This window comes from Burkholderia sp. Ac-20365 (genome assembly GCF_017104715.1).
Taxonomy (GTDB): Bacteria; Pseudomonadota; Gammaproteobacteria; order Burkholderiales; family Burkholderiaceae; genus Paraburkholderia.
On record NZ_JAAGPI010000007.1, the window covers coordinates 78,804 to 93,840 of the forward strand.

Consider the following 15,037-nt stretch of genomic DNA (forward strand, 5'->3'; position numbering starts at 1 on the left):
CCAACCTGAAAACGTCCGGTGTGGCCGCAACGAGCCGCGTCCGCGTTTCGTAACCCAGACATTCGTCGACAATGACAAAGCTACCCGTCTACGCCAGCCTTGCTTATCTTATGTGCGGCGCATCCGCCGCCCTGGCGCAAACACCCTCACCTCTTGGCGAATGGCAGTACTCAGCAGGTATCCCGCTCGAAAAGCTCTTTCAACCGAACCGCCCGGACTGGGAAGCACGGATCGGCATCGGCTCGACGTTCGAGCCGCGCTATGACGGCTCCGACCGTTATCACACGCTGGTCGGGCCGAGCACCGACATCCGCTATAAAGACCTCGCGTTTCTGTCGACGGGTGAAGGCCTCGGCGTCAATGTGCTGCAAGGCCCGAACTGGCGCGTCAGCATCGCCGCTGTCTACGACCTCGGCCGACGTGCGCACGACGATCCGACCCGGCTCGATGGCATGGGCAATATCAATCCCGCGCCCGAAATGAAGCTGGCTGGAGAATATGTGATCTCCAAAGAGTTTCCGCTGGTGTTTCGCGGCGCGGTGACGCGCAGCTTCGGTGGCTCCAATGGATGGGTCGCGGATATCGGGGCGTATATGCCACTGCCGGGCAGCTCGGAGAGCTTCTTCTGGTTTGCCGGGCCGTCGGTGACGTTTGCCGACTCGAAGTATATGAATAGCTGGTTCGGCGTGAACGCGTCGCAGGCGGCTGCGTCGCGATACTCGCAGTACGACGCGAGTGCGGGGCTGAAGTCGGCCGGGTTTGGCGTCACGATGATCTGGTTCGTCAACAAGCACTGGTTCGTAACGGCGGACGGCGCGCTCAAGCGGCTTTTGGGTAGCGCGGCGAACAGTCCGATCACGCAGACGAAGACGAATGGCGTTTGCGACGTGTCTATTAATTACCAGTTCTAGAAGCGGCACGCTTGTGTGACCACGTTCGGGGCGCGCCTTTTGGCAGAGGCCTCGGCGCGTTTGCTCCTACGTTGTGCGTGCTGTTCGGGTTGATTTCCCTGGGTATCCTGAGTTATTCCGTGGTTATTCCATGTTTGCCAGGGGGCTGGAGGGCTTGTCAGCGCCCTTTCTGCGGGTCTGCGAGCCTTCTGTTTGTGCGTGATTCGGCGATGCAGTCCTTCTGCATTAAGGCGATGCGGCGTATAGGGCCGCTGATTTGCCGTCTGGCCAGGTCGCTGCGCCGCTATTTATCGTAAATAAGCGTTGTGGTGCGCTCGATGTCCCCACATGGGGTGCCGGCTTTTAGGATACGGCGGGCGAAGGATTTGCCTGAGCTTGAATGTCCCCATCTAGGGTGACCGAAATGCCCCGCGACCGGCCATTTGTGGACTTTGCGCTTCGCTTGAGCCTCTCAAAGCCCCAGTTCGCGGGGATTTCAGCGTTGAAACAGTCGATGTCCCCAGTTGGGGCGGCAGATGTGAGCGTCTGCCGATAGAACGCGTGTTTGTCCCCAAGTGGGGCGTTTAGAGCACAGCGATCGCTCGGGACACGGCCCTTATTTACGATAAATACATCAGTTGAAAGTTAATGCGTACGCGGCCATCGCCAATTTGCGTTTTCCGTTCAGAGAGTTAGCTGCGAATCCTTCTAACGCTTCGAGATTTTAATCAGGAGGATGCGCTGCGTTGGCGTTGCTTCGAAAGGTCAAATTTCTCGAAGAAAACAACAACACAACGTCGCGATTGTCCCCGTATGGGGTGTATTGAGGTTTGTATACCGTTTGGTAAACAACGTTTACAGCGTTTACACATCTGAAGTCCTTATTCTATAAGGCTCTCCCGGGGTAAACGTCTCCGTTTGGGGTGGGAATCGTCCCTGTCTGGGGTGTAATTTCCAGGTAAACGTCCCCGTGTGGGGCGTTTCGCGCCCCCAAATGCGGTGGAAGTGTCCCCGTCTGTGGTGAATCTGCTCGACGCGTTGTTGATAAGTCTCGAAGAGCAAGGTGAAGTGGGACATTTCGCTTTTTCGTGCGAATCAGATGTCCCAGACGGTGATTGCATACTGGGGTCATTTAGCGCACAATCGCCGGCATGCCCAGATCTTTGCCGAATGAGGTTCGTACCGAAAGCGTCAAAAAGCACGTGGCAGCCATCCATACGAGCGGAGAACTGTCGCTGCTCGAGCGGAAGCTATCCAATGTGCTGCTGCTGCATTCGTACGACAACCTCCTGACCACGAGAACTCACCGTCTACCGGTGCGGACGCTCATGCTCGTGCTCGGCTGGACTGAAAGCGAAAACACCGAAAAGCTGCGCGAAGCGCTCCGCCAGCTTGCCACGACGGCTGTCGAGTTCAACGTGATGGACGACGGCCGCGAGCGATGGAGCGTGATGCCTATCCTGTCGTTTGCGGAAATCCGCGCGGGCGTTTGCTCGTACCGTTACGACGAGGCGCTGGCCGAAAAGCTCTTTGATCCGTCCATTTACGCCACCGTCAACCTCGGCGTCCAGCGTAAATTCTCGAAATCGCACGCACTGACGCTGTACGAAAATTGTCTGCGTTTTCAAAAGGTTGGATCAACCGGCTGGATCGAACTGCCCGTCCTGCGGAAACTGCTGGGCGCAACCCAGGAGTACTACGACGATTTTCGCCGGCTGAACAGCAAGGTGATTCAGAAGGCCGTCAAGGAAATCAACGACGTCTCAGACATTAACGTCGACGTCGAGTACCAGCGCCTGGGTCGATCCGTGACGGGCGTAAAGTTTCTGATCCGGCAAGGCGCACAGCAGTCGCTTCTTACGCCTGAGACGGAGGACGAGTTCGCACATGTCCGCGACAGCGAGATTTATCGGAAACTTCGCGCGCATGGCATTGGGGACAAACTGGCACTCAGCTTCGTTATCGAAGATGAAGAGCGGGCGCGCCTCGTGGTCCAACTGGCGGAAGAGAAAGACCGCAAAGGTCAGATCAAGCGCTCGACCGCAGGCTTTATCCGCACGCTGATTGAGAACAAGGCAGATGTTTCTGAGCCTGAATACGAAAAGGACAAACGCGAAAAGGCTCAGAAGCAGGCAGCAGCAGCCCGCTCGCGCAATCAGGACGCGCGTCTGCAGGAATTGCGGATCGACTTCGATCGTCTCCAGTGCGCGGCAGCCGTCAAGGCGCTGACACCGGACGAGAAGCGTTCATTCGCGCGTCAGTTCGTCGACGGCGACGGCGCAAAGTACGCCCGCGAGTTCCGTCCCGACAGCCCGGGCCTGTTTTCGGGCTCGGTTGGGCGCGTGAACTTCGCTTCGTGGCTCAGAAATCGTGTTCGTCCTGAATTCGACGTGGAAAAGTTCGACACGTGGCTTTCTGAGAATCACCAGGAATTTGCGTTGCAACGGAATTTATAAAAAACGCGGTTTTCCGTTGAATTTATGGCTTTATGTGGAGCCATCTGATATAAGCTGACTGCATCGTCTCTTGCGGATCAGCTAATGAACATTACTATTCAAGATATCGTCGATCAGGCCGCACGCGCGACTGACATCGTTTCACAGGTACGCGGCCGCATGCTGGCCCCGAACGCCCGCAAAATCCCCCCTGTTTTCAACGCTTCACAGCTTGCTGCGCTGTGTGAAGTCGACAAGAGCCAGATTACCTATCGCACCTCCAAAGGCGACCTGCCGCCGGGCACCGTCAACGCGACGGGTTCGCGGCGTGAATTCTCTTTGCCGGAAGCGCGCGAGTGGGTTCGCGCTTATCGCGGCAATGCGCTGCGTCCGGACAGCGCGCCGGCGATGACGGTCGCAATTGGTAACTTCAAGGGTGGCGTGAGCAAGACGACGACGGCGATGACGCTCGCACAAGGCTTGAGTTTGCGCGGGCATCGCGTGCTGGTGATCGACACCGATCCGCAAGGCTCGTTGACTACCCTGTTCGGCATTCTTCCGGACACCGAGGTCGACGAAGATTCGACGATCACCGCGCTGGCGACGGGCGATCAAACCAGCATCGAATACGCGATCCGCGAAACCTACTGGGACGGCATCGACCTCGTGCCCGCGTCGTCGTCGCTCTTCAACGTCGAATTCATTTTGCCGAGCCGGCAGATGAAAGAGCCGGACTTCGAGTTCTGGAACGTGCTGAACACGAGCCTCGATCAGGCGCGTAGCAACTACGACGTCATCATCATCGACACGCCACCCGCATTGAGCTACGGCACCGTGAACGCATTCATGGCTGCAGACGGCCTGATTGTTCCTACCCCGCCGAACGCGCTCGACTTCGCGAGCTCGGCGCAATTCTGGACGCTGTTCAGCGATCTCGCGTCGAATCTCACGGCGGAAACGAATACGGACAAATCGTTCGAGTTCATCCATGTGCTGCTTTCGCGTGTCGATCCGGCGGATGCGGCAGCGGGCGTCGTGCGGGAATGGATTTCCGCGACGTATGCCGAAAAGGTTTTGCCCGTCGAGATTCCGAAGACGGCGGTGACGGCAGCAAGCTCCGCGGAATTCGGCACCGTGTATGACATCTCACGCTACGACGGGAACGCAAAGACCTACCGCCGCGCGCGCGAAGCATACGACCGCGTGACGGAAATCGTCGAGCAATCCATCGTGGCGTTTTGGGCAAAATCAGAATAAGGGGGAGCGATAAATGTCGATCAAAGACCGGCTTGCAAAGAAAACGGGCGACCTGATGGTTCCAGCGCCGGCGCAGGAGGCGGGGCGTCCTGCGTCGCCGCGCACCGCGCCCGGCCAGATGCTCGCGTTTCGTAGCGCGATGCGCGAAAGTTCGGACCGGGTTTCGCAGCTGGAAGCTCAACTCGCGGAATACGACGGCGCTGTACCAATTCGCGCACTCGATCCGAAGACCATCCATGCGTCGAAATGGGCAAACCGTCAGGACTTCGGCGACGAGAGTTTTGCTGAGCTCAAGCTGCTGATCGCGGAGGCGGGCGGCAATACGCAGCCGATCAAAGTGCGGCCTGCGAGCGATGGCGATGGCTACGAAATCGTGTTCGGGCATCGCCGTCACCGCGCGTGTCTGGAACTCGAGCTTCCGGTGAATGCGATCGTCGATCGCGAAATCACGGAGCAGGGTCAGTTCGTCCAGATGGATCAGGAGAACCGGGCGCGGAAAAATCTGAGTCCGTGGGAGCAGGGCGTTTGGTACAAGCGCGCGCTCGACGATAATCTGTGGCCTTCGCAGAATGCGATGGCGAAGGCGTGTGGCTTGTCGCAAGGGAATATTTCGAGTGCGCTTCTGGTGGCGGAGCTTCCGGCGGAAGTCATCGGCGCGTTTCCGTCGCCGCACGATATTCAGTTCCAGGCTGCGCGGAAGTTGTCGGTTGCGCTCAAGAAGGCCGAGGACGAGATTGTTCAGCGAGCGACTGAACTTGCGGAAGATGCCTCGCGTACTGCGCCGGAGGTTCTGGCTGCTCTGTTGGGGGCGGGACGTCCTGCGGCGCCTGCCCGGAAGGAAGAAGAGGTTGGGATCGAGCGGAAGGGTGATCTGCTGGTGATTCGTCTGCGCGCGAGTGGGGTGCCGCAGGATCGCATCGAAGAATTGCGGCAGTTGGTTACTGGGTTTCTTGACGACGTGCAGTCGACGGGGGATTAACGGTAGCGGGCTTCTCGTCGGATCTCGGTGAGGTCTGTTTGATTGTTTGTTAGCTGATAGTTTGTTTGCTGCGGCGTCGTTCTAAACGACGCCGTTTTTTTTTGTGGTTTTGCCGGGGTGTGTCGGTTGACCGCATTGCGTGCGGTCCGGGGTTCGCGTGCCGTGCCGCACTTTCGGAGTGTCGATATAGCCGTGCGATGGTTTGGGGGCGCGTTTCAAGATCCGCTGCGCATGAATGTTTAGTCCGATTCTCGGACGGGGTATTTACCGTAAATAGGCGCCTGTTTTTTGGACGCGGGACAGTCGGCAGCCGAGTCGGCACGAGAGACACTAGCGACGGTAGTGAAGGTGTTTTGTGTTCCTTGCGGCAGACCCTCGGCTCTGTGACGATGGGTGGTACTCCGTGATCGGCGAAATATGCCTGCCAAGTTTGTAAGTGCAGGGCGTTTTCCGGAGGAAAGCCACATTGGCGTTTCAGATCGTTTATGACCGGCCGTCCGAGTACGGGCCTACCTATTTACGGTAAATAGGCCACTCGCTCCGAGTTGATGGCGCGGCGTCATAGAACGGGCACTGGGTATTTACGGTAAATAGCTTGTCATAGCGTAGCAGCGTGAGCGGCGCCGCGCGTGGTCAGCGGCGGGATACTCGACCCCGTCTCCTCTGTAGCTGTCGCACTGCGGGTGCAGTTCAAATGATTGGCCACCCCGCGTAGTCGAGATTCTTGTGCTACGTCATTTCGGTGCAACACCGCCAAACTCATCGACGACAAGCAACCACCGCCCGGCGCGGCGCGGCGAGGTGCGGTACGGTCGATCTACGGTCTCGCGTTTGCAAGCAGCGTAGGGAGACACCGCTGACACGTCATATGTAGTTGACGGCTGGAGCTCATGAAACCAGTGCGATTCGCAACACAATGAGCGACGAGGGGCTCGTGAACTCGTGAGTTAGGAATCGCGCCCGTCTAGCGAGCGTCGTCTGTGCAGCAATGTTGCCGCGACGCGTATTAACCGTATCGTGTATCGAAAGGGCGGACATGTTGACCCGTACGAACGCGGTGGTCGAACTGCGTCGTCCTTGCGCCGGCGGTCATGCTCCGTCGAGGGCATCAAGGCCAAACGTCGGCGACAGTGTTGGTGACATTGACGCCGACGGGAAGTGCTCATTGAAACCTGCGAACCCGTCATTGCCAGTTTCGAGTCGGCTCCCTGGCGACTCAAAATTCCCGCCGATTAACACTGAAAACCGCTCGTCGGCGGGTGTTCGTTTCCCTGTTTCCGAATCAGTGCGCGTGCGTCCCCAACGTGAACATGCGCTGGCGTCCAGTGTCAGCACTAAGGTGCGCGCGACTCTGCGGCGTCAGCTTCACAACACCAAGCGATCGCCCGCCAACGGGATTTACTAGATACACGGTTGATGCGCCACGGAGAAGGCGGATGCAATGCGCCGGCACCCCAAGCGACTACTTTCGTCGGCGGGGTGACGCCCGGATGGTGGCTAAGACGCATTTTATCGATTGGGAGATCGCCACGTCTCGGCAGTAGTTGCGTGCGAAGCGACCTGCACAACACGGCTCGCAAAGAAGGTTGTCAGTCCGATAACGCCAGTTCCGAGGCACGTGCGCAACGATTCCGACATCGCTGAAGCAGGGGTCGAAATTTCGGGCGGCAGGCGTTGGAGCATGGAAGCGTGACAACTCTCATCGAACGGCCACTCGGGGCAGCCTGGTCCGGAACAGGGATTCGTCGAAGCTCCGGCGACCAACAGGCTCACGCTTGCCGTTCCAGCGTGCCATTGCAGACGGGAAACTGGCGATCTTGATTGCCCAACAGCCAAAGCGTCGAATTCAATCTCAGCAGGGACTCTCAACAATAGCAGTCGTCACCAAGCACAGTCGCCCGTCTTCTGCAGCCCTAGATTGGAACGTGGTGGTGCCAACGACGGCGCTCGATGCACATAAATCTCCGCCTCAGATCATCCCAGCGAATCTGGTGTCGATAGTGATATCGCCGGCCTCTTTGAGCCGGAGAGGGCGAGCGGGAACATCATTCAAACCCACCGATCGCAAAAGCCGGAGCAACAGCGTCGCCAAAGTACTACCCGCGCCTGCCAGTCCGTTGTCTCATAAATAAGTAAGCAATGCTGATCAATGAATAAAAGCCGCCGCAGCACCTCAACACCACTCAACACACCGCTCCCGACCCAAACGCCCGCAATCGCGTTTACCTGCCGTCTCGCGCGATCGGAGAGCCTGCGAGACCTCTAGCGTCCACCAACGCCACCAAAGCTGTTAAAACGGCCCCAAATCAGCCCGAGAGATCAAAAAGCATTTCCCGGCAACCACTTGCGACCGAATCCGTGAAACAACCTTAAGAAAACCGCGCGCTCCAATAAACCTTTATAATGCAATGAGTTACACCATCAAGCCCCGAATGTTTCACGCCTCAATACGCTTCGTGTGAGATATTTCGCGCCAAATACGGCTTTCGGTGATTTTCTAATCGAAAACGTCCAACTTGTAGCATTTGATACGTGGCTTGTCGTAGTTGATACGTTTGGCGCGCCTATTTGACGGCCACGAAGCACGGAAACTCCAAAAGGCCAGCAAAAAGCTACCGCAGTAGCACCAACTGAGGCACTGCGTCGATTCCGGACCAGACAACCGCGTTCTGTCCGAACCCCACGCCAAGCGCCGTAGCCTCTTCGAGTGAAACACCCAGCACAAGAAAGCTCGCTTCGCCGGGCCAGTCATTGGAGGGATGCTCACCCGTGCCGTCGATGAATCTCCATCCACTCTGCATAAGCTCACCGGCCAGCATCCGCTGCCGGTCACTATTGGTGGCGTCATCGAGCAACTCGCTGAACGGATTGCATGCCGTAACGAACGCGCTACTCTGCACGCCGTTCATTTCGTGAATCGCGGCGAGCGTCGTATTGGCCTCGCCAATCTTCAGCGCGACAGGCATGGAACCGTGGACCTGATAGTGCGTCTCCAGATAAGCCTCGATCGTCGCGCGCGGAATCCGTGATTCAGAAAACAAAAATCCTCCAGCGAGGGAGGATCGACGCATCGCCTGTCTGGTTGTTCTGCTTTCGCGACCCACCTAGCCGGTGCGGGCAGGTTGGCATGGGCGTCGACCCAGTTCAGGATGAAGTCCAGTAGAGCACGCTGGTCAATCGAGCGTCAAGACGACAGACGTCGCCGGGTTGCTCGCGGAACATCGCCCCCGTATTGTTCGCGTGAGCCGGAACCGCGCGGGCGAATCGTCCGAAACGACCCGCGGGAATACCTCGTGCATCCTGAACGCAAATCGAACCGACACACACCTACCCGATGAACAAGGAAGCCGAACTCAAACGATCCAAGCGCCGCGCGACGTTGCTGCTGCTGATCGCCACGGGCGTTTTCATCGCGACGGCCTTCATGCAGCGAAGCATGTGGGTCGACGGCATCAAGGCTATTGCGGAGGCCGCGATGGTCGGCGCGCTTGCCGACTGGTTCGCCGTCGTCGCGCTGTTCCGCCGCGTGCCGATTCCCGGCATCGCCGCGCATACTGCAATCATTCCGCAGAACAAGGACAAGATCGCCGATAACCTCGCCCTTTTCGTGCGAGAAAAGTTTCTGGACGAAACGTCGATTGTCGGCCTGATCCGCAAGCACGATCCCGCGCAAAGCATCACGAACTGGTTGTGCGTCGAAGCGAACACGCAGCGACTCGGCGGTTATGTGGTCAAGCTGACGGGCGGCATCCTCGAACTGCTCGACGACGCGCGCATCCAGACCTTCATCAAGGACGCGCTGGACGCGATGCTCGACAAGATCGATCTGTCGAAAGCAACGGGTGCCGTCCTCGACACCTTGACGCGCGACGGCCGCCATCAGGAACTGCTCGACGAAGGCATCGAACATCTGATGGCCTTGCTGCGCGAGCCGGGCGTGCGCACGTTCATCGCCGAGCAGATCGTCGACTGGTTCAAGCGCGAATATCCGACCTTCGAAAAGCTCATGCCGTCCGAATGGCTTGGCGAGAGCGCCGCGAAAGTCGTCGCGGATACGGTGAACAACATGTTGCTGCGCGTGAGCGAAGATCGCGACCACAAGCTGCGCCACAAATTCGACGAAGCGGCCGCGCGTCTGATCGTCAAGCTGAAGTCCGATCCCGCGTTCCTGGAGAAGGGCGAGGAGATCAAACGCTACGTCAAGGAAAGCGAAAATCTCGCGCTATACGTGAAGGATTTGTGGGCCCAGCTACGCGACTGGCTGCGGCGCGATCTCGAACGCGACGATTCCGTGCTGCACGCGAAAGTGGCCGCGATGGGGCGATGGATCGGCCGTGAACTTGCGCAGGACGAATCGCTGCGCCGCTCGCTGAACGATCATATGGAAGAAGCGGCGCGCGCAATGGCGCCGGATTTTGCAGGTTACCTGACGCGCCACATCAGCGACACAGTCAAGAACTGGGATTCGCGCGACATGTCGCAGCAGATCGAGTTGAACATCGGCAAAGACCTGCAATACATCCGGATCAACGGGACGCTCGTCGGCGGATGCATCGGCTTGCTGCTCTATGCGAGCTCGCAGCTTTTCGCGCTCGTGCGCCTGCATTTCGGATAGCAGGACACACACGCTCCTATTGCGTTGACGTTGCCTTTTTCTGCTGCGCGCATTCGCGCGTGAACAGCATCTCGGCCTGATCCGGCGTCATCGGATCGCCCGTGTAGATCCGGTCGATCACGGCCTCGACCGCCTGGCGATCCGACGCATCCTTGTAATACGTCTGCGCCTGCGTCAACGCCTGCTGTCTGGTCTTCTTGTGACGGCGCCAGGACGCCACCTGGCCCGCGATATCGCCGATCGCGAAGCACTGGTCGGCGACCGTCTGCGCGAACGCCGGCATCGACGGTTGCGCGAGGCAGACGGCGAGCGTCGCCGCGACTACTGCTCGTTTCATTTCCGGTTCCTGTTGTCAGATGGGCGATAGTATAAAGACGGCCGCCGCCGAAACCCGTCCGACGCTGCAATCAGCCGGCCCACATCAACTTCTCGCGCACCAGCAGGACGCCCATGCCGCTCAACCCCAAGTCGCCGCTCGCGCGGCTCATCAACGGTCCGATTCATCCCGGCAAGGTTGTCTGGATCGGCGTGAGGCCGCGACGAAAAGTCGCGATGTCGGCGGTCGAGACGGCGCAGATCGACGCCGACAACGGTCTTGCCGGCGATCACTACACGACCCGCTCGGGCGCGCGGCAGGTGACGCTGATCCAGGCGGAGAGCCTGCGCAGCATCGCCAGTCACCTGGGACGCAACGATGTCGCCGCGCTCGACTTGCGCCGCAACATCGTGACGGAAGGCATCAACCTGATGGCGTTGAAAGACCGCCAATTCCGCATCGGCGGCGCCGTGCTGCAAACGACGGGTGAATGTCACCCGTGTTCGCGGATGGAAGAAGTGCTGGGCGAGGGTGGCTACAACGCGGTGCGCGGTTTCGGCGGTATTACCGCGCGCGTCGTGAAAGGCGGCGAAATCGGAATCGGCGATGTGATCGAAGCGCTGCCCGTTGCGGGCTAGCGCGTTCGATATCGTCAGAAGCGATCCACGTTATTTCTTCGCGACTTCGAAAAGACTGCTGTATTGCCCGTAACCTTCGGCTTCCAGTTTGGACACGGGAATGAAGCGCAGCGACGCCGAGTTGATGCAGTACCGCAGGCCGCCTGTCTCGCGCGGACCATCCGGAAACACGTGACCGAGGTGGCTGTCGCCATGTTTGGAGCGCACTTCGGTGCGGATCATGCCGTGGGTCATGTCGCGCAGTTCGACGACGTGTTCGTCCTCGAGCGGCTTCGTGAAGCTCGGCCAGCCGCAACCGCTGTCGAATTTGTCCAGCGACGTGAAAAGCGGCTCGCCCGAGACGACGTCGACATACAGGCCGGCTTCCTTGCTGTCCCAGAACTCGTTGTAGAAGGGGCGTTCCGTCCCGCTTTCCTGCGTCACGTGACGCTGTTCGGGTGTCAGTCGGGCCAATGCTTCCGGTGTTTTTTCGTACGCGGACATAAGTGAATCTCTCCTTGATAGGCGCGGCAGGCGATGACGCTTGCCGCACAAGTCTGCCGGCCCGTTTTCCAGCGCTGCCGGTGACGGGCACTCGTATATATGGGCACTGTGGATACGCACAAGCATACGCAAATGTCCCGATGCTTGCACTGCGCGCGCCAAGGCGCTTTACATGCATGCACGCACGCCGTGATTGATCAGATGCGGGCATGCATTGATGCATTTGCTGAATCATTCGCCAGCGCTTGCGAACGGCCTGCGCGTAAGACGACAATAACCGCGCCTCAGAAGCCACGCCCTATGCGGGCCCAGACGATGAAGAAAACAACTTCCACCCCGAAGCCCGCCGCGAAAAAGACGCCTGCCGCCGCAAAGAAAGCCGCGCGCCCGAAGAAGCCGCAACCGCTTGACGCGATAATCGGCGCCGATGGTCTCGCGCGTCCGCCGTGGGCCGCCGTCGATCCGCTACTCAAGCATTACTACGACACCGAATGGGGCATGCCGGTGCGCGACGAGCGCGGCCTGTTCGAGCGTTTGAGCCTGGAGGCGTTTCAGTCGGGATTGTCGTGGGCGACGATCTTGCGCAAGCGCGATGCGTTTCGAGAGGCATTTGCGAACTTCGATCCCGACGTCGTCGCAGCGTTTGGCGAGAAGGATATCGAACGCCTGATGAGCGATGAGCGCATCGTCCGCAATCGCGCGAAGATTCTTGCGACCATTGCCAATGCGGCCGCAACGGTCCGCTTGCGCGCAGACGGCGGCCTCGTTGCGCTGATCTGGTCGTTCCAGCCGCACACGACGCCCGCGCCTCGCACCATCGCCGAGATTCCGACCACGTCCGTTGAATCCATCGCATTGAGCAAGGCGCTGCGCAAGCTCGGCTTCGTATTCGTCGGCCCGACGACGATGCATGCGCTGATGGAAGCGACCGGTATCGTCGATACACATCTCGTCGACAGCCACCGCCGCGGCAGTTCGGGCGTCTGGCCGCGCGACTGATGCGCGCTGCGCGGTTCAGCCGTTGCGTCGCGCCGCCATGAACGCCTCGACATAGCGAAGCGCCTGCTCGCACTGCTCGGGCGACAGCATGTGAATCGAATTGGGCAGCGGGTCGAAGCCCAGTTCGGTCGAGACCCAGCGGATCGCCTTCGAGCGTGCCTCGAAAGCGTTGACGCCGTCGCGCCGCACCTTGCCCGCGACGAGCGGTTCGAGCGCGTCGTGCAGACGGCTTTTCGCGTCGCGCAACGCGGCGTCGGCGAGCCGGCCGAGTGGTACGTTACGCGTGCTGCGCGCGTGAATGCCGATCCACGCCTGACACGGCGCGCACACCCAGACGGGTCCGTGATCGTCACGATATGGATAGCTTTCGTCGCCTGCGCGCGCGAGCACGGCTTTCGCGCCGCAATAGTCGCACAGCGGTTGCGGCAGCGCCTTGACGGGCTTGCCTACGCGCATCGCTGCGCCCGGGTCGGTTTCAATGGTTTCATACGACGGCTCAAAAATTGGTAGCTGACCCAAAGATACCAGTTGGCCGCGCCTCGCACGAGAGGCAACGTTTGAACAGCGGAATCCGGCGGAAGAAGTCGACGCCGCCGCACTAGGGCGCGCGAACAGTGCCAGAGGACGGCGTCGGCGGAATTGCAGTCGCTGGCGAGCCAAGACGTCTTGCCGGCAACACGTCTTGCGCCTTGCGCGGCGCCATTGTCCTGAGCAGCACGACATCGCGATCGGGATCGGGCATGGCGATGATCGCGTGCAAGGTCACTCGCGTCGTCCAGCACACGTCCGACGGCGTGGCGAGCGTCGGATTGGATGCGTAGTAAGCAAAGCGCTCGATGCTCGCCTCGTCGCCACGAAGTTCGGTGATCAATGTCCGCGTGAGCTGCCGCTCGGCCATGGCGGTTTGCTGCGGCGTCGGCGTGGGGACGGGCGCACTCGACGTATCGTTGACGAGCACCTTGTAGAGCAGGCCGAAATACTGGTCGACGTCCGCATCGGACATGTCGCGTAGCGAAACGCGATTCATCACCGCGCGCATGTCGTCGAGGCCGAAGCAGTTGACGGGGACGAGTTCGTCGAGGAAACGGGTCAACAGCTTCACGTACTGAAGCCGGTCCGCGGGCGTGAGATGCGCGATGCCGTTCGACATGAATTCTTCGCGCGCCCTCGGGTCGAGAAAAATCTGTCCGACGCGCTGTGCTCTGTGCGCGTCAGACGCGATGACGGGGTCGCGCTGAATCTTCTCCACCCATGCGAGGATGATGCGCGCCTTGTTCGAGCCGGGATCGATGCCGTGCCTCTGCAGAAGCTGCTCGAGATCGGCCTGTTGGGATTCCGTCACGCCCGCCATCGCCTCCGATGCGGCGGGTGGTGGCGCAGAATCCGGCTCGTAGCGTATCGCGGCGCTGACCAGTGTCGCGGCCGTCGATGCCATTATCAGCGTCGCGAAAACAGAGGCGCAGCGTCTCATGTTGCCTCTCCGTGCCATCGCGCATCAGGGCTGCACCTTCGCCCAACCTGGTCCGGGATCGAACGATGTCATCGCCTTCGCTTTCGCGGCGCCGTCGGGACCGAGATCGCGTTCATAGACCTGGCCGGCGTGGCTCACCATGAAGCTCTTGATGCCCGTGTCGCCGTACCGCGCGGGCCACGCTATCACGGCAAAGCCGCCGAACAGCTTGCCGTGAGCGAGATAGTCGTAGGCGCCGCCGGGCGCGTGAGAACCCTGCGACGTGAGCAGCTTGTAGTGATAGCCGTGGTAGCCGGTGTCAGCGGTGTTTCGCGCGCTGGCCTGGATGAACGCGGGGCCGAGCGGACTCGGCGGTGCGTCCGCCTGCGTCGGCCAGTAAAGGCCATCCTGTTTTCCGGGCGAACTCGACAGCTTCGACGCATACGACAGCAACCCGTCGCCGTCGTGATCGGTGAGCGCGTATTCGCGCTGGGCGTCGTAAATGGCGAGCATCGTCTGGATCACCGCCAGCTCGTTGCGTCCGATGCGGCGCACTCGCATTTCCTCGGCGCCCGCGCGGATATCGAAGTGCCATCCAGCCGCGCTCTTCACGAGCGGAATCGGAAAGGTCCAGCCGTCGCCACCCACGGCGATATGTGCGTGGGTGCCGTCCTTCTCCTGGATCGTGTGCGACTTGCCCCATTCGTCGATAAAGCGGCTGCGCACTTCGGCGCCCGCAGGCGGAATCAGGTCGCGGAAATCGCGGCCGAACAGAGACTGCAGCGTCGATTCCTCGTTGTCGGCGACGGCCTCGCCCAGCGCATTCATCGCCGCTTCAGGCGACTTGAAGTTTTGCTGCGCATGCGCAGCAGCGACGCTCGCAAGACACAGCGCGCACGCGATGGTGGCGTCGCGCAATGCGCCCGCCATCGTCTGTCCTGAACGAAATCCTGACGATGATTTCATGCCTGTCTC

13 protein-coding genes are annotated in these 15,037 nt (G+C 60.0%); 7 read left to right on the forward strand and 6 right to left on the reverse strand.

Annotated features, from left to right (window positions below):
• Positions 1–71 precede the first annotated feature (71 nt).
• The 4 genes from G3O01_RS14830 to G3O01_RS14845 all read left to right on the forward strand — a co-directional run bounded on the left by G3O01_RS14830 (position 72) and on the right by G3O01_RS14845 (position 5,561).
• Positions 72–911, forward strand: a complete 840-nt coding sequence (locus G3O01_RS14830) for a MipA/OmpV family protein (protein ID WP_205805833.1) — start codon at positions 72–74, stop codon at positions 909–911.
• 1,181 nt (positions 912–2,092) lie between these two features.
• Complete coding sequence (locus tag G3O01_RS14835) at positions 2,093–3,346, forward strand: replication initiation protein (RefSeq protein WP_346779188.1); 1,254 nt, start codon at positions 2,093–2,095, stop codon at positions 3,344–3,346.
• Positions 3,347–3,430: 84 nt separating this feature from the next.
• The gene (locus G3O01_RS14840; RefSeq protein WP_205805836.1) at positions 3,431–4,582 is read left to right on the forward strand and encodes an AAA family ATPase; all 1,152 of its coding nucleotides are present in this window, start codon (positions 3,431–3,433) and stop codon (positions 4,580–4,582) included.
• A 13-nt stretch (positions 4,583–4,595) separates the two neighbouring features.
• Entirely contained in the window at positions 4,596–5,561 is a 966-nt protein-coding gene (locus G3O01_RS14845; RefSeq protein ID WP_205805838.1) for a ParB/RepB/Spo0J family partition protein, read from the forward strand.
• Between the two features lie 2,612 nt (positions 5,562–8,173).
• On the opposite strand, the gene G3O01_RS14850 is transcribed toward G3O01_RS14845, so the two are convergent.
• Entirely contained in the window at positions 8,174–8,602 is a 429-nt protein-coding gene (locus G3O01_RS14850) for a DUF3293 domain-containing protein (protein WP_205805839.1), read from the reverse strand.
• A 293-nt stretch (positions 8,603–8,895) separates the two neighbouring features.
• On the opposite strand from G3O01_RS14850, the gene G3O01_RS14855 reads away from it, so the two are divergent.
• On the forward strand, positions 8,896–10,176 hold the full coding sequence (locus tag G3O01_RS14855) for a DUF445 family protein (RefSeq protein ID WP_205805840.1): 1,281 nt from the start codon (positions 8,896–8,898) through the stop codon (positions 10,174–10,176).
• A gap of 16 nt (positions 10,177–10,192) precedes the next feature.
• Here the strand turns inward: G3O01_RS14855 and G3O01_RS14860 are convergent, their stop codons facing one another.
• A complete protein-coding gene (locus G3O01_RS14860; protein WP_205805841.1) occupies positions 10,193–10,513 on the reverse strand; it encodes a hypothetical protein in 321 nt (106 codons plus the stop codon).
• A gap of 113 nt (positions 10,514–10,626) precedes the next feature.
• On the opposite strand from G3O01_RS14860, the gene G3O01_RS14865 reads away from it, so the two are divergent.
• Positions 10,627–11,130, forward strand: a complete 504-nt coding sequence (locus G3O01_RS14865) for an MOSC domain-containing protein (RefSeq protein ID WP_205805842.1) — start codon at positions 10,627–10,629, stop codon at positions 11,128–11,130.
• Between the two features lie 30 nt (positions 11,131–11,160).
• On the opposite strand, the gene msrB is transcribed toward G3O01_RS14865, so the two are convergent.
• On the reverse strand, positions 11,161–11,613 hold the full coding sequence (msrB, locus tag G3O01_RS14870) for a peptide-methionine (R)-S-oxide reductase MsrB (protein WP_205805843.1): 453 nt from the start codon (positions 11,611–11,613) through the stop codon (positions 11,161–11,163).
• Positions 11,614–11,928: 315 nt separating this feature from the next.
• Here msrB and G3O01_RS14875 point away from each other — a divergent pair, with 315 nt between their 5' ends.
• Positions 11,929–12,612, forward strand: a complete 684-nt coding sequence (locus tag G3O01_RS14875) for a DNA-3-methyladenine glycosylase I (protein ID WP_205805844.1) — start codon at positions 11,929–11,931, stop codon at positions 12,610–12,612.
• A 15-nt stretch (positions 12,613–12,627) separates the two neighbouring features.
• On the opposite strand, the gene G3O01_RS14880 is transcribed toward G3O01_RS14875, so the two are convergent.
• The 3 genes from G3O01_RS14880 to G3O01_RS14890 all read right to left on the reverse strand — a co-directional run bounded on the left by G3O01_RS14880 (position 12,628) and on the right by G3O01_RS14890 (position 15,028).
• Entirely contained in the window at positions 12,628–13,068 is a 441-nt protein-coding gene (locus G3O01_RS14880; RefSeq protein ID WP_205805845.1) for a zinc-finger-containing protein, read from the reverse strand.
• 142 nt (positions 13,069–13,210) lie between these two features.
• Positions 13,211–14,083 (reverse strand): hypothetical protein, encoded by an 873-nt coding sequence (locus G3O01_RS14885; RefSeq protein ID WP_205805847.1) that lies wholly within the window; start codon positions 14,081–14,083, stop codon positions 13,211–13,213.
• A 24-nt stretch (positions 14,084–14,107) separates the two neighbouring features.
• Positions 14,108–15,028: a DUF2950 domain-containing protein gene (locus tag G3O01_RS14890; RefSeq protein WP_205805848.1), complete on the reverse strand. Its 921-nt coding sequence runs from the start codon at positions 15,026–15,028 to the stop codon at positions 14,108–14,110.
• Positions 15,029–15,037: the final 9 nt, after the last annotated feature.

Coding starts and splice junctions, on each gene's coding strand:
- G3O01_RS14830 (WP_205805833.1), top strand. CDS start 72: ATGACAAAGCTACCCGTCTACGCCAGCCTTGCTTATCTTATGTGCGGC.
- G3O01_RS14840 (WP_205805836.1), top strand. CDS start 3,431: ATGAACATTACTATTCAAGATATCGTCGATCAGGCCGCACGCGCGACT.
- G3O01_RS14845 (WP_205805838.1), top strand. CDS start 4,596: ATGTCGATCAAAGACCGGCTTGCAAAGAAAACGGGCGACCTGATGGTT.
- G3O01_RS14855 (WP_205805840.1), top strand. CDS start 8,896: ATGAACAAGGAAGCCGAACTCAAACGATCCAAGCGCCGCGCGACGTTG.
- G3O01_RS14860 (WP_205805841.1), bottom strand. CDS start 10,513: ATGAAACGAGCAGTAGTCGCGGCGACGCTCGCCGTCTGCCTCGCGCAA.
- G3O01_RS14865 (WP_205805842.1), top strand. CDS start 10,627: ATGCCGCTCAACCCCAAGTCGCCGCTCGCGCGGCTCATCAACGGTCCG.
- msrB (WP_205805843.1), bottom strand. CDS start 11,613: ATGTCCGCGTACGAAAAAACACCGGAAGCATTGGCCCGACTGACACCC.
- G3O01_RS14875 (WP_205805844.1), top strand. CDS start 11,929: ATGAAGAAAACAACTTCCACCCCGAAGCCCGCCGCGAAAAAGACGCCT.
- G3O01_RS14880 (WP_205805845.1), bottom strand. CDS start 13,068: ATGCGCGTAGGCAAGCCCGTCAAGGCGCTGCCGCAACCGCTGTGCGAC.
- G3O01_RS14885 (WP_205805847.1), bottom strand. CDS start 14,083: ATGAGACGCTGCGCCTCTGTTTTCGCGACGCTGATAATGGCATCGACG.
- G3O01_RS14890 (WP_205805848.1), bottom strand. CDS start 15,028: ATGAAATCATCGTCAGGATTTCGTTCAGGACAGACGATGGCGGGCGCA.